The following is a 17,920-nucleotide window of genomic DNA, read 5'->3' on the forward strand; positions in this document are numbered from 1 at the left end:
TCAGGCTGGTAGACCGGCCTGCCGCAGCAGCCAGCCTTTGAAAACATCCATGGCCCGCGACGGGCTCCTGCTTTGCAGCTTCGTCAGCCAGTAGCTGCCCGTCGAAATCGAGACGGCGAAGGGCTGGACGATTTCGCCCGTCGCAAGCTGCCGCTCGAACATCAATGGCGGGGCGAGCGCGACGCCGGCTCCCTGTGCGGCGGCCTCGATCATGGCGAGAGACGAATCGAACACCATGCCGCGAACCGGCGATAGCGGGTTTCCCAGCCCCGCCGCCGACAGCCAGCGCGGCCATTCGTCGTTCCGGTAGGATCTGAGCATGGTATGGCGCGTGATATCCTGTGGGCCGGAAAGCTCCGCCGCCATAGAGGGACTGCACAGAACGGAGAGCGGCGCCTCGAACAACTCGACCGCGTCCAGCCCGTGCCAGGCGCCGGACCCGAACCGGATCGAATGATCCAGGCCTTCCGCCGCCATATCGACCCGGTTGTTGTTGGTCGACAGCCTGAGATCGACGAAGGGAGCATGAGACTTGAAAGCAGCCAGGCGCGGCAGCAGCCAGCCGACCGCGAAGGTTCCGACCGCGCCGACATTCAGCACCTCACGGATATGCCCGTTCTCGAAGCGGTCGAGCGCCTCACCCATCCGGTCGAAGGAATCGCGGACCACCGGCAGCAGCGCCTGGCCTTCCTCCGTCACCATCAGCCCACGCGGCAGGCGCCGGAAAAGCGACAGACCGAGCATCTCTTCCAGATGCCGCACCTGATGGCTGACGGCGGCTTGCGTCACGCACAGCTCAATCGCCGCGCGGGTGAAGCTGAGATGCCGAGCCGAGGCTTCGAAGGCGCGCAGCGCGTTGAGCGGGAGGCGAGGTCGATCCATTGAAAGTCCAAATTTTTCTAATGCCGGTAGCGAGATATCATCGTTTGTCACCGCAGCTCATGGCGAATACGTGTCGATGCCGGGCGTTCAGGCGGGCATTATCCAGAAAGAAGGTTTCGACATGAGAAAAATATGGGCATGCGCAATCGGGACGGTCTTTGCGCTGACCACTTCGGCGTTCGCTCTACTCGGGCAGCCCGCGGCCTGGAGCGAGCCGACCAAGCCGTTCAAGATTCTCGACAACATCTATTATGTCGGCACCAAGGGCCTGGCTACCTACCTGATCGTCTCCGACGGCAAGGCGATCCTGCTCGATGGGACGTTGGCCGAGAATGTCGGGCCGATCGAGAACAACATCCGCGCGCTCGGTTTCAAACTCGAGGATGTGAAGATCATCCTGAACAGCCACGCGCATTTCGACCATGCCGCCGGCATAGCCGGGCTGAAGCGGGACACCGGCGCGCAGGTCATGGCCATGGAGCAGGACAAGTCCGCGCTCGAACATGGCAGGCAGGAAGGCGACACCAATTACGGCGGCGCCCGTTTTCCGGCGGTGAAGCTGGACCGGTCGTTGCGCGATGGCGACGTGGTCACGCTCGGCGACGTGAAGATGACGGCGCTTCTGACGCCGGGACACACCAAGGGCTGCACCACCTGGACAACCACCGCCACAAACAATGGGATGGCGCGGCGCGTCGTGTTCCCCTGCAGCATAACCGTCGCCGGCAACATACTGGTCGGCAACAAGGGCTACCCTGGGCTCGTCGAGGACTTCCGCAAAAGCTTCGACCGGCTGGGCGCGATGGAAGCCGATGTCGTTTTGCCGGCGCATCCCGAGTTCGGCGATGTCTTTGAGCGCAAGGAACGACGCGATGCCGGCGACAAGGAGGCCTTCGTCGACACCGCCCTGTTGTCCCGCATGGTCGAGCAGGCAAAGGCTTCCTTCGAGAAGGAGCTCAAGAAGGCGCGGAAGTGACTGCCGATGCTGCCAAATGAAAAAACCCCGGCATTGCTGCCGGGGTTTTTGATTTCGGGAAACTGCCGATCTAGACCGAATAATACATGTCGTACTCGACAGGATGCGGCGTCATCTCGAAGCGCATCACCTCGGCCATCTTCAGTTCGATATAGGAGTCGATCTGGTCGTCGTCGAACACGCCGCCGGCCTTGAGGAAGCCGCGGTCCTTGTCGAGGCTCTGCAGCGCTTCGCGCAGCGAACCGCACACGGTCGGGATCTTCTTCAGTTCCTTCGGCGGCAGGTCGTAAAGGTCCTTGTCCATCGGCTGGCCGGGATGGATCTTGTTCTTGATGCCGTCCAGGCCGGCCATCAGCAGCGCCGAGAAAGCGAGGTAGGGGTTCGCGCCCGGATCGGGGAAGCGGACCTCGACGCGCTTCGACTTCGGCGACGAGCCGAAGGGGATGCGGCATGAGGCGGAACGGTTGCGCGCCGAATAGGCGAGCAGAACCGGCGCTTCATAGCCCGGCACCAGACGCTTGTAGGAATTGGTCAGCGGATTGGTGAAGGCGTTGACCGCCTTGGCGTGCTTAATGACGCCGCCGATGAAGAACAGGCAGTTCTCCGACAGGCCGGCATATTCGTTGCCTGCGAAGGTCGGCTTGCCGCCCTTCCAGATCGACATGTGGACATGCATGCCCGAGCCATTGTCGCCGAAGATCGGCTTCGGCATGAAGGTCGCCGTCTTGCCATAGGCGTTGGCGACCTGATGCACGACGTATTTGTAGATCAGCATCTTGTCGGCGTTGCGCACCAGCGCGTCGAACTTGATGCCGAGCTCATGCTGGGCCGCCGCCACCTCATGGTGATGCTTCTCGACGCGCACGCCCATCTCGGTGAGCACGGTGAGCATTTCAGAGCGCATGTCCTGGCAGGAATCGATCGGCGGCACCGGGAAATAGCCGCCCTTGACGCGCGGCCGGTGGCCGAGATTGCCGGTCTCGTAGTCGGTGTCGTCGTTCGACGGCAGTTCGGTCGAATCGAGCTTGAAGCCGGTGTTGTACGGATCGGCCTTGTACTTGACGTCGTCGAACACGAAGAACTCGGCTTCCGGACCGACATAGATGGTGTCGCCAATGCCTTCCGCCTTCATGTAGGCTTCGGCCTTCTTGGCGGTTCCGCGCGGATCGCGGTTGTAGGCCTCGCCAGAGACCGGATCGAGGATGTCGCACAGGATGACCATGGTCGACTGCGCGAAGAACGGGTCCATGTGGACGGTGTCGGCATCCGGCATCAACACCATGTCGGATTCGTTGATGGCCTTCCATCCGGCGATCGACGAGCCGTCGAACATGACGCCGTCGGCGAACATGTCCTCCTCGACTTCCGCGATATCCATCGTCACGTGCTGAAGCTTGCCCTTCGGGTCGGTGAAGCGCAGGTCGACGAATTTCACGTCGTTGTCCTTGATCTGCTTCATGATGTCTTTGGCTGTCGTCATGTCATGTTTCCCTGGAATATCGTTGAATTGAACTTCGGCCGTCGCCGTCAGATCGCGTCGATGCCGGTCTCGCCGGTGCGGATGCGAACGACTTCCTCGATGTTGGAGACGAAGATCTTGCCGTCGCCGATACGGCCGGTCTGCGCCGCCTTGCGGATCGCTTCGATGGCGGCGTCGACGGCCTCGTCTCCGAGAACGACCTCGATCTTCACCTTGGGCAGAAAGTCGACGACATATTCGGCGCCGCGATAGAGCTCCGTGTGGCCCTTCTGCCTGCCGAAACCCTTGGCCTCGGTAACGGTGATGCCTTGCAGTCCCGCCTCCTGAAGCGCTTCCTTTACTTCGTCGAGCTTGAACGGCTTGATGATCGCTTCGATCTTTTTCATAAGATTGGTGGCCTCCACTGCCAGGTAACGGGTTGCGGCTCCGCTTGCGCTACATGAAGCACGAACTGTGCCAGTTGGATAGAGTTGAGCGAGGTGGCGCGATTTCACCGGCGAGGCCGCCCGGACTGCAAATTCCAACCGTTTGTCGCGGTCTTTTAGGCAAGCTACTGTCCGGCACTCATGCTGAGGAAAACCTGGTCTGCATGTTATTTGGGCATGAAGCCTAATTTGCAGGCAGAGTGGCAAGCAGTGTCCTGGTATCGAACGATGGGTCTCCTACACCGCGTATCCGGCACCCACACTGGCGGGATTGGTGGCCTGAACGTTGAACGATAAACCGCGGCGGCGAGCCACTTTGCTTCGGTATGAAAAGCGGCCATGTTCACGCCATGCGCACTCTCATCGGCACAGAACTTATAACACCGGCGGAAATGGCCGAGGTCGATCGGCAGGCCATCGCCGAAGGGCCGCTCGATGGCATGGATTTGATGCGGAATGCCGGCCGCGCCGTCGCGTCGCTGGTTCTTGCTCGCTACCCGATGGCGTCCCGCGTTCATGTCCTGTGCGGACCCGGCAACAATGGCGGCGACGGCTATGTCGTCGCGCGGGTGCTGGCGGAAAGCGGCGTCAGCATCTCGCTGTGGGTGTCGGCTGCTCCGAAGCCGGGAAGCGATGCAGAAATCGCCGCGTCCGAATGTCCCTTGCCGCCCCGTCCTCTCCCGGATTTCGACGCCGCGCCGGGCGACATTGTGATCGATGCAATCTACGGCGCCGGTCTGTCCAAGCCGCTTGAGGGCGATGCGGCCCGCGCAGTCGAGACGGCGACGAAGCTGGGTCTGACGGTCGTCGCAATCGACCTGCCATCCGGCGTCTCCGGCGAAAGCGGCAAGGTGCTCGGCAGCGCCTTTCACGCCGAGGTGACAGTCGCCTTCGCCCGCAGGAAGCCGGGCCATCTGCTGCAGCCGGGCAGGGACCATTGCGGTGAGCTTGTGCTTGCCGACATCGGCATTGCCGATCCGATCATCCGTTCGCTGGCGATCCGGACCTTCGAGAACACGCCGCATCTGTGGCGCGATACGTTTCCGACACCGGCGGTCGACGCCCATAAATACAAGCGCGGCCATGTCGGCCTTTTCTCCGGCGGTCCGGCATCCACCGGCGCCGCCCGCCTGTCCGCGCTGGCCGCTGCCCGCAGCGGGGCAGGGGCGGTGACGGTGCTGTCTCCGGCCAGTGCCATGCAGGTGAACGCCATGCACCTGACCTCGATCATGCTGCGCAAGGTTGATGACGGCCGGGATCTGGCCGGATTTATCGCCGAACGCGCGCCGTCAGCCTTCGTGCTGGGGCCGGGCTTCGGCGTTGGTGAAAAGGCGCGCACGTTTGTGGAGGCGGTTCTGGCAAGCAGGGTGACTGGCGTCGGCAGGGATGTTCCGGTCAAGGGGCTGGTGCTGGACGCCGACGGCATCACCGCTTTTCGCGAGCAGCCGAATGCCTTGTTCGAGGCAGCGCATGCTGACAGAGCGCCCGCCCTGGTGCTGACTCCCCATGAAGGCGAGTTCGCGCGTCTGTTCCCGGATATCGCCGCCGATACCAGCCTGTCCAAACTGGCGAAGGCCCGCGCCGCCGCGGAACGTTCCTGCGCCGTCATTGTCTATAAGGGGCCGGACACGGTGATCGCCGCTCCCGACGGCATGGCCGCCATCAACGCCAATGGCGCACCCTGGCTTGCCACGGCAGGGTCGGGAGACGTCCTGGCGGGTGTGATCGCCGGGCTGCTGGCGCAAGGGATGCCGCCCTTCGACGCCGCCTGCGCCGCCGTCTGGCTTCATGCCGAAGCCGGCACTCGCTTCGGACCGGGCCTCATTGCGGAGGATTTGCCGCTGGCGCTGGTTCCAGTGCTCAAAGAGTTGATCGCGACGCCGTTTTCCTGAGCGCCAACAGGCATAGTGCAGCATTGTTCAGGGCAAATATGCCGCCTATCTGTTCATGCAGCGGCCATTCGGCGGGATAGCCGTGGTTGACTTGCCTAAAACCTTTCGGTTTACACCGTCACTGACAACTCCCCGAAAAGCGGACGCTTTTTCCCATGCTTGAGAAGACCTACGACGCCAAGGCGGTCGAGCCGAAGATCGCCAAAATCTGGGAAGAGGCGGATGCCTTCCGCGCGGGCGCCGGGGCTGAAGAGGGCGCCGAGCCCTTCACGATCGTCATCCCGCCGCCAAACGTCACCGGCTCGCTCCACATGGGCCATGCGCTGAACAACACGCTGCAGGACATTCTGGTGCGTTTCGAACGAATGCGCGGCAAGAATGTGCTGTGGCAGCCGGGCATGGACCATGCCGGCATCGCCACCCAGATGGTGGTCGAGCGGCAGCTGATGGAAAAGCAGATCCATCGCCGCGACCTGACGCGGGCCGAATTCGTCGATAAGATATGGGAGTGGAAGGCCGAATCCGGCGGCATCATCTTCAACCAGCTCAAGCGCCTCGGTGCATCGTGCGACTGGTCGCGCGAGCGGTTCACCATGGACGAGGGCCTGTCGAAGGCCGTGCTCGAGGTTTTTGTCACGCTCTACAAGCAGGGGCTGATCTACAAGGACAAGCGCCTCGTCAACTGGGACCCGAAGCTGCTCACTGCCATCTCCGACCTCGAGGTCGAGCAGGTCGAGCTGAACGGCAACCTCTGGCACTTCCGCTATCCCGTCGAAGGCAAGACATTCGACCCTGAAAACTCGGAAACATTCATCACCGTGGCCACCACGCGCCCCGAAACCATGCTTGGAGACACCGGCGTCGCCGTGCATCCGGAGGATGAGCGCTACCGCAAGCTCGTCGGCAAGAACGTCGTCCTGCCGATCGTCGGACGCAAAATTCCGATTGTCGCGGACGAGTATTCCGATCCCGAGAAGGGCACCGGCGCGGTCAAGATCACCCCGGCGCACGACTTCAACGACTTCGAAGTCGGCAAGCGCCACAAGCTGCCGGCGATCAATATCCTGACCGTCGACGCAGCCGTAAACATCAACGAAAACGAAGACTTCCTCGCAGATGTTGATTCAAACCCGGAGCGGCAGGCTATCTGGAACAGCCTGCACGGCCTCGACCGTTTCGAGGCGCGCAAGCGGATCGTCGAACTCATGGAGGAAGGCGGGTACCTCGCCAAGGTCGATCCGCACCATCATGCCGTGCCCCACAGCCAGCGCGGCGGCACGCCGGTCGAACCGTTCCTGACCGACCAGTGGTATGTCAACGCCGCCGAACTGGCGAAGCCCGCCATTGCGTCCGTGCGCGAGGGCCGCACCAAGATCATCCCTAGCAGCTGGGAAAAGACCTATTTCCAGTGGATGGAGAACATCCAGCCCTGGTGCGTCTCGCGCCAGCTCTGGTGGGGCCACCAGATCCCGGCCTGGTACGGGCCGGACGGCGCAATCTTCGTCGAGAAGGATGAGGAAGCGGCGCTGGAAGCGGCCATCCAGCACTACATCGCCCATGAAGGCCCGTGGAAGGCCTGGGTCGAGGACAGGCTGGAGAACTTCGAGCCCGGCGCCATCCTGACCCGCGACGAGGATGTGCTCGATACCTGGTTCTCTTCGGCGCTGTGGCCGTTCTCGACGCTTGGCTGGCCGGACAACACGCCGGAGCTGAAAACCTACTACCAGACCGACGTGCTGGTGACCGGCTTCGATCTCATTTTCTTCTGGGTCGCCCGCATGATGATGATGGGCCTGCATTTCATGGACGAGGAGCCGTTCCACACGGTCTACATGCATGCGCTGGTGCGCGACAAGAACGGGCAGAAGATGTCGAAGTCGAAAGGCAACGTCGTCGATCCGCTCGAATTGATCGACGAATACGGCGCCGACGCGCTGCGCTTCACGCTCGCCATCATGGCCGCGCAGGGCCGCGACGTAAAACTCGACCCGGCCCGCATCGCCGGCTACCGCAACTTCGGCACCAAGCTGTGGAACGCCACGCGCTTCGCCGAGATGAACGACGTGGCGCGCGACGACGGTTTCTGGCTGAACGACGCCAAGCTGACGGTGAACCGCTGGATCCTGACCGAACTGACACGTGTTTCGCGCGAAGTGACTGACAGCATCGTTGCCTATCGCTTCAACGATGCGGCAAGCGCCGCCTACCGCTTCGTATGGAACCAGTTCTGCGACTGGTATCTGGAACTGCTGAAGCCGGTGTTCATGGGAACCGACGAGGCGCCCAAGGCTGAAAGCCGCGCCTGCGTCGCCTTCGTGCTGGACGAGATCTACAAGCTGCTGCATCCGATGATGCCGTTCATGACCGAGGAATTGTGGGCCGCCACCGCGGGCGAGGGCAAGCAGCGCGAGTCGCTTCTGTGCCATGCCGCCTGGCCCTCGCCGGAATTCGAGGATGTGGCGGCCGCCGACGAGACGAACTGGCTGATCGATCTGGTTTCCGGCATTCGTTCGGTGCGCTCGGAGATGAACGTGCCGCCGGCGGCGATCGCGCCGCTGGTCGTCATCGACGCCAACGACACGACGCGCGAGCGCCTTGCCCGGCATGACGGCGCGATCAAGCGGCTGGCGCGCGTCGGCGATATTTCCCATGCCAAGGCGACCCCCAAGGGTGCCGCGCAGATCGTCCTCAACGAGGCGACCGTCTGCCTGCCGCTCGGCGCGCTGATCGACCTTGCCGCCGAGGCTGCCCGCCTGCAGAAGGAACTGGCCAAGGTTACCGAGGAAATCGCCCGCCTGCACAAGAAGCTGTCGAACGAAAAATTCGTCGCCAATGCGCCGGAGGACGTCGTCGCCGCGGAACGTGAGAAGCTGGCTGAATATGTCGAATCGCAGTCGAGTCTTGCCACGGCCCTCAAGCGAGTCCGCGACGCCGGTTAAGGCGTCGGGAACAGCCAAAACCGAAGAGTACCTGCTTGCGAGACAGGCATTCCGCAACGTCACATTGACGTAAACGGAATGTTTTCGCCCCAATGTTGCCGTAATGTAACAATTGGGCCGCTGCCACTCGAAAATGCAGTGTTTTGGCGGCTTGAGCGAGGCTTTTCAGCCCGTTTCACTATGGTTGCCGTCCAAATCTCTGTGTTTTCGAGGTCTGCCCGAGGGTGACTGGCCGCCGGTTTGCCATATCTCCTGTTGCCGTACTTGTACGCCCGGAAATTCGTTATTGCGTGCTTAACTTGAATTGGTTCTAGCATAGGCAACTTGATTTCCTGGGGAGAGGATTAATGAGCAATTTGCGTATGAAAGCACTGCTGGGGGCAGGCTGCTTTTCGCTGGCGCTGGCAAGCGTCGCCCATGCTGGCGGTTTTTCGCGCGGCAATGCCGACACGGACATCCTGTTCGAGGACGGCAACTTCAACATGCGCGCCGGTGTGACCTACGTGTCGCCAAAACGCGAGTTCACCAAGAATCCGAACCCGGCGCTCGTTGGAACGTCCTACACCGATGACTACGTCATCCCGTCGGCCGCGATAAAGCTCAACCTTACAGATAACATCCGTTGCGCCGCGACCATGGTCGACAACAATGGCGGCTCGGCCACCTACGCTTACCCGAAGCTGAGCGGAAAGCTTGAAGAAGAATTCACCACCAACGAAAAGGCGCTGACTTGCGGCGTGAAGTTCAATGTCGGGCAGGGTCAGCTTTGGCTGCTCGGTGGCGGCTACATGGAGAATTTTGACTACGATCGTCTCAACGCGCTTCCGATACCGGGCGCCTTCGCGCGCCTGACGCTCGACGGCGAGGAGTTCGGCTACCGCGCGGGTATTGCCTACGCCATTCCGGAAATCGCCTTGCGCGCCCAGTTGATGTATCGCTCCGGCACATCCTATGGCGCCAGCGGCTCACTGACGGTTCCTGGTGCCCTCATCGGGTCACCAGCGGCAAGCGTCGCGTTGCCGGCTATCGGCACGGGCAATCTTCCCCAGACCGTCGAATTGAAGCTCCAGAGCGGCATCGCGCCGGGCTGGCTGGCTTTCGGTTCGGTCAAATGGTCCGATTGGAGTGTACAGAAGGAACTGCTGGTTACGACCAGCGTCCCCGGCATCGGCAGCCAGGACGTCTACAACTGGAAAGACGGCTGGACCGTCACCGGCGGCGTCGGTCATGCGTTCAACGAAAAGGTTTCAGGCCTTGTCAGTTTGACGTGGGACCAAGGTGTCCTGACCGGCTATGATTTGTCCAGCGACACCTACACGCTGGCGGTCGGTGGTTCGTTCAAGGACGCCATGGGCGGCGAATTGCGGGCAGGTGTCGGCGTCAGCTACCTGACCTCGGCTGACATTACGAAAGGGTCCGATGCAGGAACGTCGGTCGACTCCGGCTACGCCATCGCTGGCAGCGTGGGCTACGCCGTCAAGTGGTAAGCAACTGAAATAACTTTAAAAAAGCCGGGCGCATTGCCCGGCTTTTTTGTTTCTTCTTGCCGTTCAGGGCGAGTCGTCTGTCAGTCCACAAAACGCTGCCATCAGCGCAATATCCGGGTAACCAAGCGCTCACAAAATCGTGACATTTCTGCAACGGTTCCCTTAGTTCGCCGCTTTGCGCCGACTCCGGCGAAGACATCGCCCACTTCCCGCCATAAACCCGGAGCACTTCGAGAGGGTGCCCGGGACACGTGCCATGAAGGCATAGCGAAGGGCAGGCCGCATGATCGCGGCGAGGACGAGTATGCACGGCAGGGTCTTTTCCAAGGCGGGATTTCCGAGCGTCGGTGTTGCCAAGGGGCACAGCCAGACCGCCGAGGAAACGATTCCAGCCGCCGCCGCACCCAGTTCCTCCGTATTTCGGGGCCGAAGCCGGTGGGTCGTTCCAGCGCGCAGCCGCGTCAGGGCCATGGCGATATCTGCGCTTGTCGCGGTCGCTACCCTGGGGGCAGCCGGCCAGGCTATGGCCTTCGACGAAAAGATTTTTGACGACAAGACCGGAGTCAAACCGGAATCCAGCCCTTGGGCCGTGTTCCAGTTCGGCTTCTCCGCCTACAAGAACGGCCATAAGGACCAGGCGGTCGAAGCCTACAAGTACGCGGCAGAGAACGGTCAGATCGGTGCGACCTGGAAGCTTGCCCGCATGTATGCGGAAGGCGATGGTGTCGCCCGCAACGACTACGAGGCCTATAAATTCTACAGCGAGATCGCCGATCAGGATGTGGAGCCCGGCTCGCCGGAAGAAAGCTACGTGTCCGACGCGCTCGTCGCGCTCGGCAATTACTCGAAAGTCGGTATTCCGGGCAGCCCGGTCGAAGCGAATGAAGTGCAGGCGCAGGAATATTACATGCGCGCCGCCGCCAACTACCGCAATCCGAACGCCCAGTATGAAATGGGCAAGATATTCCTCCACGGCGAGGGTGGCGTTAAGGCCAGCGTGAAGCAGGCCGGGCGCTGGTTGCAGCTTGCCGCCGAAAAGGGCCATGCGGGTGCGCAGGCAACACTCGGCAATCTCTTGTTCCAGAGCGGCCGTGTCGTGCGCGGTCTGGCGATGATGACGGCGGCGCTCGAACGCGCCGCGCCCGTGGATCAGCCGTGGATACGCTCCATGCAGGAAGAGGCTTTCGCGCTGGCGCCGGAAGCAGACCGCCGCACGGCGATTTCCCTGGCCGACGACATCCTGACCAAGGGCAGCGACCAGTAGACCGCGCGGCAAACGCCTGCGGGCGTTCGGCTCGTTTCGGCAGTTTGGCTTTCAGAAAAATCTAGCGGGATTTCGACTTCGCGAAAGCTGATGCCGCAAGCACCAGCCATCCGACGATGAGCAGCGTGCCGCCGGTGGGAGCCGCCATCGCCATGAGGCGCGTTCCGCCGAAGTCGCGCATCAGAAGATCGCCACAGAACAGCACCAGCCCGACCGCCAGCACGAGGCAGGCGATCTTTGCGATCCGGTTAGCGCCGGTCAGACCGACGGCGACCAACACCGGCGCGTGCGCCAGCAGAAACGAGGCGACCGTGCCGGTGAAGGCGCCGCCAAGATGCGCGGCCGCGGCCGAAAGCCCGACGCCAGCGGCGCCACAGAGGCCGCCGGCAAAGACGAGGGCGCGGCTCGATGTCCTCGACGGGCTTTCCCGATATCCAGCTTGCATGTCCATCGTTCGGGCCTTTCCGCATATCGCATCAATGTTTGACCATCCATGCCGAGATCACGTCCGGGCTGCCTCGGCAAGCCTGCGCTGGTGCCGCGCATGGATCAGCCAGTTATAGGCGGCGCCGGCCGCCATCAGCAGGCATGTGCCCAGAAACACCGAGCGCATGCCGAAATGTCCTCCGACAAAACCGCCCAGAACAGGTCCCAGCACCTGGCCGACATATTGCGCAGAGATCGACAGGCCGAGCACATTGCCGCCGACGCCGTCGGGCACGTTGTGGCGGATGACGCTGGTGACGGAAGGCAGCAGGCCGCCGAGCGCCAGCCCCATCAGGAAGCGCAGGCCGATGAGTTGCCAGCTGGCGGTGACAAAGGCCTGTGGGATCAACAGCAGCGACGACACGACCAGCGCGCCGATGATGACGTTCCAGTGGCCGACGCGGTCCGCCAGCTTGCCAAGCCGTGACGCCGACAGGATGCTGCCCAGCGCGGCGACCGACATGACAATGCCGGACACCAGCGTGACGCGGCTCTGGTCTTCCACCAGCTGCGCCACATAGACGGTGATGATCGGCTCGATCGACATTGTCGCGAACATCAGCAGCGTGCCCGTGACCAGCATGGCCACGACCGGACGCTTGTCGGGGATCTGCGACCAGCCGCCCTTGCGCTTTTGCCCGGCCTGCTTGTCGGCTTTGGCAGCAGGGAGCTTGTCTTCCTTGATGAGAAAGGTGGTGGCGAGGAAGGACAGGAAGATGACACCGCCGGCCAGCAGGAAGGTGGTGCGGATGCCGATCAGCGGCGGCAGCGCGCCGCCGATCAGCGGTCCGACGAGGTTTCCGGCCATGATGCCGGCCGACAGCGTGCCGAGCGCCCAGCCGGAGCGGTCCTTGGGCGTCTGCATGGCGACAAGGATCATCGATCCGGAGGAATAGCCCCCTGCAAAGCCGATCAGCAGGCGCAGCAGAACCAGTTGCCAGACCGTCTCCACCATGCCGGTGAGCGACATGCAGACGGCCATGCCGAGCGAGGCGCGCACCAGCATCAGCTTGCGGCCGTAGCGGTCGCCGAGCCTGCCCCACAGGGGCGCGACCAGCGCGGCGGCGAAGAAGGTAGCGCCATAGGCGATGCCGGACCATTGCACGATCTCGGCATGGCTCTTTGCCCCGAGTTCCTCGACATAGAGCGGCAGGAACGGCAGCAGCAGCGTCATCGCCACGAGCGTCGTGAACGAGCCGAGCAGGCAGACGACGAGATTACGGCGCCAGTGGACGTTGTAGCCGCTTTCGGTGCCGGGATGGGATGGGGTGGCAGGCATGTCTTTTCAGGCGATTACGTCGGTGACTTTGTCAGCGACGTAGAGATGCGCTTCGCCGATGAAGGTCAAGGCGCATTCGCCCTATGGGAATGTTTCCAGCCGGACTGGCCCATCTGGCAGAATTCAGGACGCTGCGCGACCCGGCACGTCGATCGTCTTCAGCAGCGCCACCAGCTGGCTTTGGCTATGGGTCGAGGTTTTCATGAAAATGCGCTCGAGATAGGTCCTGCCGGTCTTCAGGGTGATTTTCGCCGCCGTCGTGGCTTCCTTCAGCGACTGGCCGCCCGCCAGCGCCGCTGCCAGCCGGGCCTCCGTGGGCGACAGGTCGAACAGCCCGGTCAGCATCGTCGGCGCCGGCACCAGCTTGCTGGCATTCACCATGGTGGCGACCAGCAGCATGTCGGCGCCGGAAAAAATGTCGTAGGCGGATCGCCGCAGGGGCAGCACATGCAGCACGGTCGGTGGGCGGTGCGGCGTCTGCTGAATGGCGATCGAGCGAACCTCTGGCTCGGCTCCCGCATTTTCCGCTTCCAGCGCGCGCCGGAAAAGACTATCCGCCGCCGCATCGGTGAGTGCCACGCCGTCGAAGGCAGTCGGCGTGAAAACCCCGGCCAGCATATCGAACAAGGGATTGGTGGCCGTCACCCTCCCGGATTTGGAGAGCACCGCGGCAGGCAGGCCCAGTATCTCGAGGGCCGATACCGTCGATCTTGCGCGTTCGAGCCCCAGCCGCGCGGCAATCAGGCCGGAGCGCGCCAGATGCGGGCACAGCACATTGACGCGGTCGAGTTTGGCACGGTCGTGCGCACCGTCCTGGAGCAGGCGATCGAGCGAATAGACGACAACCTCCCCCGTCGGCATCGGGACCAGCGTGCCGGCCTGCCAGCCCAGCCCGAACCGCTCCAGATAGGCTCGCATGGGATCGGTGCTGATTTCCTCCGGCGACATCATGTCGACCTCGCGCAGGAACTTCCCTTGCGCCTCGGCAAACCGGGCCGGCCGGCGATTGTCCCGCCAGGTTCCGTCATCGACGAAATTCTTCACAAGCTCGTAGGTGCCTTTGGAGGCGGCGAACCGCGGCGGCTGGTTTTCGCTGATGCACAGGATGGTCGAACCGTGCGAACCGGTTTCCACGGAAAGCTGTTCAAGGACGTTGGGCCAAAGATCAGGAACGAAGGCCGCTTCATAAATCGAATCGGTCAGTTCCTTCATTCGACACTCCGCTAGCCGTTGAGCATCTCCGCCACCGTCGGCGCGAAGTAGGTCAATATGCCATCGCAGCCGGCGCGCTTGAAGGCAAGAAGCGATTCCAGCATCGCCTTCTCGCCGTCGATCCAGCCATTGGCGCTTGCCGCCTTGATCATCGAATACTCGCCCGACACCTGATAGGCGAAGGTCGGCACGGCGAATTCGTCCTTCAGCCGGCGGATGATGTCGAGATAGGGGAGGCCGGGCTTGACCATGAGCATGTCCGCCCCTTCGGCGAGATCCTGCTCTGCCTCGCGCACGGCTTCGTCGGAATTGGCGTGGTCGATGTAATAGGTCTTCTTGTCGCCCTGGAGCAGGCCCGCCGTGCCGACAGCCTCGCGGTACGGGCCGTAGAAGGCGGAATGGAATTTTGTCGCATAGGACATGATCGCCACGTCCTGGAAGCCGTTGGCGTCAAGCGCGTCGCGGATCGCGCCGATACGGCCGTCCATCATGTCGGAAGGGGCGATGATGTCGGCGCCGCTGGCCGCCTGGATGACGGCGGCGGCGGTGACCTGCTCGACCGTCTCGTCATTGACGATCAGCCCGTCGCGCAGGATGCCGTCATGGCCGTGGCTGGTGAACGGGTCGAGCGCCGCGTCGGTGATGATGCCGATTTCCGGAACCGCGTCCTTGATGGCGCGGGTCGCGCGGTTGATGACATTGTCCGGGTCGAGAATGTGCGAGCCGGTCTGGTCCCTCAGCGCCATGTCGACATTCGGGAACGTCGCCAGCGCCGGGATGCCGAGGCTCGCCGCATGCTTCGCCTCCTTGACCGCGAGGTCGATGGAAAGCCTGAAGACGCCCGGCATGGCTTCGATCGGCTCGCGTACGTTCTTGCCGTCAACGACGAAGATCGGCCAGATCAGATCGTCTACCGTAAGGCGGTTTTCCTGCACCAGCCGTCTCGACCAGTCGGCCTTGCGCATGCGCCGCAGGCGGCGGGAGCCGGTGATCTCATCGACGCTGCGCGAGCCGGCGGCCTTGGTACGGGAAAATTTGTTCATCGCTCAACTCCAGATGCGCGGGTTTTATCATGATGCCGCCCGCAAGACCAATGCGCCACGATGATGCAACCGGTTGTCGCGAACGCGCACACCCTGTGTGCATGGGCCTGTCAAAAGGCCGCGACAATTGACGCCGCTGTCCCTGCCGCTTAGCACTTCAATCACCCTTGGGTTGGAGGAATCGCGGACGATGGATTTTGACGGCGGCGACGAAATCCGCTTTGAGCGAACCGGCAAGGCCGGCATCGTCACGCTGACACGTCCCCAGGCTCTGAATGCGCTGACGCATCGCATGGTCAGGGCGCTGGCCCGCGCCCTGACGGCGTGGGAGCAGGATCCCTCCGTCGCTGTCCTGCTGGTCAAGGCCGAAGGCAGGGCGTTCTGCGCCGGCGGCGACATCATGCAGGTCTACCACGCCGGCCGCGCCGGCAGCCCACCGGTCGACTTCTTCGCGGACGAGTACCGGCTGAACGCGCAGATCGCCCGGTTCAGGAAACCCTATGTTTCGCTCATCGACGGCATTGTCATGGGCGGCGGGGTGGGCGTTTCCTGCCACGGATCGCACCGCGTGATGACGGAAAACGCGCAATTCGCCATGCCCGAGGTCGGCATCGGCTTCTTCCCCGATGTCGGCGGCAGCCATATCCTGCCTCGGCTGAGCGGCAGCTTCGGCATGTATCTGGCGCTCACAGGCAACCGTATTGCTTGTGGCGATGCACTGGGGTCGGGCCTCGCTACTCATGCGATCAAGACATTGGACCAGTCCGCGTTCATCGAACGGCTGGCGCAATCGGGCGAACCGGAAAACGCCCTGGCTCCTCTTTCCGTTTCCGTGGAACGTGAAACCGCCGCTTCCGTACTGGAAGGCATCACCAGGCATTTCTCGCAGCCCTCGCTGGAGGACATCCTTGCCAGCCTCGAGAACGCGGGTGCGAACGATGCATTCGCGGCCAAAACCCTGGCCGTGATGCTGGACCGTTCTCCGACCAGCGTTCGCGTCGCCTGGCGGCAGATCACGGCCGGGCAGGGCCTTTCCATGGACGATTGCATGCGCATGGAATTCCGCATCCTGAACCGGATGCTCCACGGTCATGATTTCTATGAAGGCATCAGGGCGGCGCTTGTCGACAAGGACCGGCAGCCGAAATGGCGTCCGGCCACGCTCGATGCCGTCAGCGCCGCCGATATCGATGCCTATTTCGCATCGCTCGGAGACAGGGAATTGCAACTGTGAGCGAGACGACGTCGAGGCGCATTCTTTTCGAACCCTCGACGGTCGAGATCATCTTCGCCTGGTTCCAGCGCATCGTCGCTGCTTACTGCCTGCTGTTCGGCCTGCTGTATTGGGTGCGCCTCATCGGCTTTTATCCGGGAACGCTCTGGCGCTTCGACCTGATGCCGGTGCACTGGCAGGTCACCTCTGTCGTGCTGGCGGTGCTTTTCCCCTTTGCCGCGGCCGGCCTGTGGATGCTCGCCTCGTGGGGGCCGGTCATATGGTTCATCTGTGCTGCGACCGAGATCGTCATGTATGCCGGGCTGCCGCGGCTTTTCGGCGAACGTCCGTCGATCGTGCTTTCCCATGCGCTGGTGGCGTTGCTCTACATAGTCTTCCGGATTGTGCTTCACCTTCAGGGCCGCCGCGCGCGCGAACTCTGAATCCGGCTGCTAAACATTTACCTTAATTCTTTGCCCTCGCGTGACGCTTCGTTAAGCGTCTTTCGAAACCCGTTACCGGTAAGCTCTTGTTAGCCTTGGCGTTTAAGTCGAATTTTATGAGTATTCGATAGTGTCGCGATCAAGGTGAGAAAAACAAAAAATCACCAAGGCGACAAACAAGAGGCAAAGACAATGATCAACTCCCGCCCTGTGGCAAAGACCGCCAACGTATCCGACGACCGCCGTGAAGCAATCCGTTCGCTGTACATGGAATCGCTGCAACTGGTCGAAAGATTGCACCGCCGTCTGCTTGACGTGATCAAGGACGAATTCGACCGCAACGCCCGTTCCGACATCAACGCGATCCAGGCGCTGCTGCTCTTCAATATCGGCAATTCGGAGCTGACCGCCGGCGAACTGCGTTCGCGTGGCTACTATCTCGGGTCCAACGTGTCCTACAATCTCAAGAAGCTGGTCGATCTCGGCTTCATCAACCACCAGCGTTCGCGCATCGACCGCCGCTCGGTCCGTGTCAGCCTGACGCCGAAGGGCCAGGAAGTTGCCGAGGTGGTGGCTGGTCTCTACGAGCGCCATGTCGGTTCGATCGAGCAGGTCGGTGGCATCAATACCGACGAGTTCAAGCAGATGAACCGCGCCCTGCAGCGTCTCGACCGCTTCTGGAACGACACCATCGCCTATCGCATGTAGTCGATGCGGGCATCATCGCGGCACCGCGCCGAAGCAGCGCGGGCGGCGCAATCTCTCAGTCACGGGCCAGTGCGGGAAAAGCACGGGCCCGTCTTTCTTTTGGCGTGAGAGGGGCCGCGCCGATGGCGACGCCACGTTGCCGCCATATTCCAATGAAACCGAGGGTGCTGTAGGCTTTGTCGCATGTGCAA

Annotated in this window: 15 protein-coding genes; 8 read left to right on the forward strand and 7 right to left on the reverse strand. The window is 62.4% G+C overall.

Annotation, left to right across the window (positions count from 1 at the left end; all coding sequences use genetic code 11):
- Entirely contained in the window at positions 1 to 882 is an 882-nt protein-coding gene (locus ASD44_RS03800) for a LysR family transcriptional regulator (RefSeq protein WP_056108975.1), read from the reverse strand.
- Between the two features lie 121 nt (positions 883 to 1,003).
- Here ASD44_RS03800 and bla point away from each other — a divergent pair, with 121 nt between their 5' ends.
- Complete coding sequence (gene bla, locus ASD44_RS03805; RefSeq protein ID WP_056115401.1) at positions 1,004 to 1,858, forward strand: subclass B3 metallo-beta-lactamase; 855 nt, start codon at positions 1,004 to 1,006, stop codon at positions 1,856 to 1,858.
- A 70-nt stretch (positions 1,859 to 1,928) separates the two neighbouring features.
- Here the strand turns inward: bla and glnA are convergent, their stop codons facing one another.
- The gene (gene glnA / locus ASD44_RS03810; RefSeq protein ID WP_056108978.1) at positions 1,929 to 3,338 is read right to left on the reverse strand and encodes a type I glutamate--ammonia ligase; all 1,410 of its coding nucleotides are present in this window, start codon (positions 3,336 to 3,338) and stop codon (positions 1,929 to 1,931) included.
- A 47-nt stretch (positions 3,339 to 3,385) separates the two neighbouring features.
- Complete coding sequence (locus ASD44_RS03815) at positions 3,386 to 3,724, reverse strand: P-II family nitrogen regulator (RefSeq protein ID WP_056108980.1); 339 nt, start codon at positions 3,722 to 3,724, stop codon at positions 3,386 to 3,388.
- 401 nt (positions 3,725 to 4,125) lie between these two features.
- Here ASD44_RS03815 and ASD44_RS03820 point away from each other — a divergent pair, with 401 nt between their 5' ends.
- The 4 genes from ASD44_RS03820 to ASD44_RS03835 all read left to right on the forward strand — a co-directional run bounded on the left by ASD44_RS03820 (position 4,126) and on the right by ASD44_RS03835 (position 11,345).
- Complete coding sequence (locus tag ASD44_RS03820) at positions 4,126 to 5,655, forward strand: NAD(P)H-hydrate dehydratase (RefSeq protein ID WP_156459894.1); 1,530 nt, start codon at positions 4,126 to 4,128, stop codon at positions 5,653 to 5,655.
- A gap of 155 nt (positions 5,656 to 5,810) precedes the next feature.
- Positions 5,811 to 8,594 carry a valine--tRNA ligase gene (locus ASD44_RS03825; RefSeq protein ID WP_056108983.1) on the forward strand — a complete coding sequence of 928 codons (2,784 nt, stop codon included), beginning with the start codon at positions 5,811 to 5,813 and terminating at the stop codon, positions 8,592 to 8,594.
- A 347-nt stretch (positions 8,595 to 8,941) separates the two neighbouring features.
- Positions 8,942 to 10,081, forward strand: coding sequence for an outer membrane protein transport protein (locus tag ASD44_RS03830; protein WP_200946400.1), 1,140 nt, complete (start codon positions 8,942 to 8,944; stop codon positions 10,079 to 10,081).
- A gap of 469 nt (positions 10,082 to 10,550) precedes the next feature.
- The gene (locus tag ASD44_RS03835; RefSeq protein WP_056108989.1) at positions 10,551 to 11,345 is read left to right on the forward strand and encodes a tetratricopeptide repeat protein; all 795 of its coding nucleotides are present in this window, start codon (positions 10,551 to 10,553) and stop codon (positions 11,343 to 11,345) included.
- Positions 11,346 to 11,406: 61 nt separating this feature from the next.
- Here ASD44_RS03835 and ASD44_RS03840 read toward each other — a convergent pair whose 3' ends face one another.
- The 4 genes from ASD44_RS03840 to hemB all read right to left on the reverse strand — a co-directional run bounded on the left by ASD44_RS03840 (position 11,407) and on the right by hemB (position 15,365).
- The gene (locus ASD44_RS03840) at positions 11,407 to 11,796 is read right to left on the reverse strand and encodes a DUF423 domain-containing protein (RefSeq protein ID WP_244478717.1); all 390 of its coding nucleotides are present in this window, start codon (positions 11,794 to 11,796) and stop codon (positions 11,407 to 11,409) included.
- 51 nt (positions 11,797 to 11,847) lie between these two features.
- Positions 11,848 to 13,110 (reverse strand): multidrug efflux MFS transporter, encoded by a 1,263-nt coding sequence (locus tag ASD44_RS03845; protein ID WP_056108992.1) that lies wholly within the window; start codon positions 13,108 to 13,110, stop codon positions 11,848 to 11,850.
- A gap of 123 nt (positions 13,111 to 13,233) precedes the next feature.
- On the reverse strand, positions 13,234 to 14,322 hold the full coding sequence (locus ASD44_RS03850) for a hypothetical protein (RefSeq protein ID WP_056108995.1): 1,089 nt from the start codon (positions 14,320 to 14,322) through the stop codon (positions 13,234 to 13,236).
- A gap of 11 nt (positions 14,323 to 14,333) precedes the next feature.
- Complete coding sequence (hemB, locus tag ASD44_RS03855; protein ID WP_056108997.1) at positions 14,334 to 15,365, reverse strand: porphobilinogen synthase; 1,032 nt, start codon at positions 15,363 to 15,365, stop codon at positions 14,334 to 14,336.
- A 190-nt stretch (positions 15,366 to 15,555) separates the two neighbouring features.
- Between hemB and ASD44_RS03860 the strand changes: the two genes are divergently transcribed.
- The 3 genes from ASD44_RS03860 (at position 15,556) to ASD44_RS03870 (ending at position 17,729) form a co-directional block, all read left to right on the forward strand.
- Entirely contained in the window at positions 15,556 to 16,599 is a 1,044-nt protein-coding gene (locus tag ASD44_RS03860; RefSeq protein WP_056109000.1) for an enoyl-CoA hydratase/isomerase family protein, read from the forward strand.
- On the forward strand, positions 16,596 to 17,021 hold the full coding sequence (locus tag ASD44_RS03865) for a DUF6163 family protein (RefSeq protein ID WP_056109002.1): 426 nt from the start codon (positions 16,596 to 16,598) through the stop codon (positions 17,019 to 17,021). The genes ASD44_RS03860 and ASD44_RS03865 overlap by 4 nt, the downstream gene beginning before the upstream one ends.
- A gap of 192 nt (positions 17,022 to 17,213) precedes the next feature.
- A complete protein-coding gene (locus ASD44_RS03870) occupies positions 17,214 to 17,729 on the forward strand; it encodes a winged helix DNA-binding protein (RefSeq protein WP_056109005.1) in 516 nt (171 codons plus the stop codon).
- Positions 17,730 to 17,920: the final 191 nt, after the last annotated feature.

The organism is Mesorhizobium sp. Root554, from assembly GCF_001427025.1.
GTDB lineage: Bacteria > Pseudomonadota > Alphaproteobacteria > Rhizobiales > Rhizobiaceae > Mesorhizobium.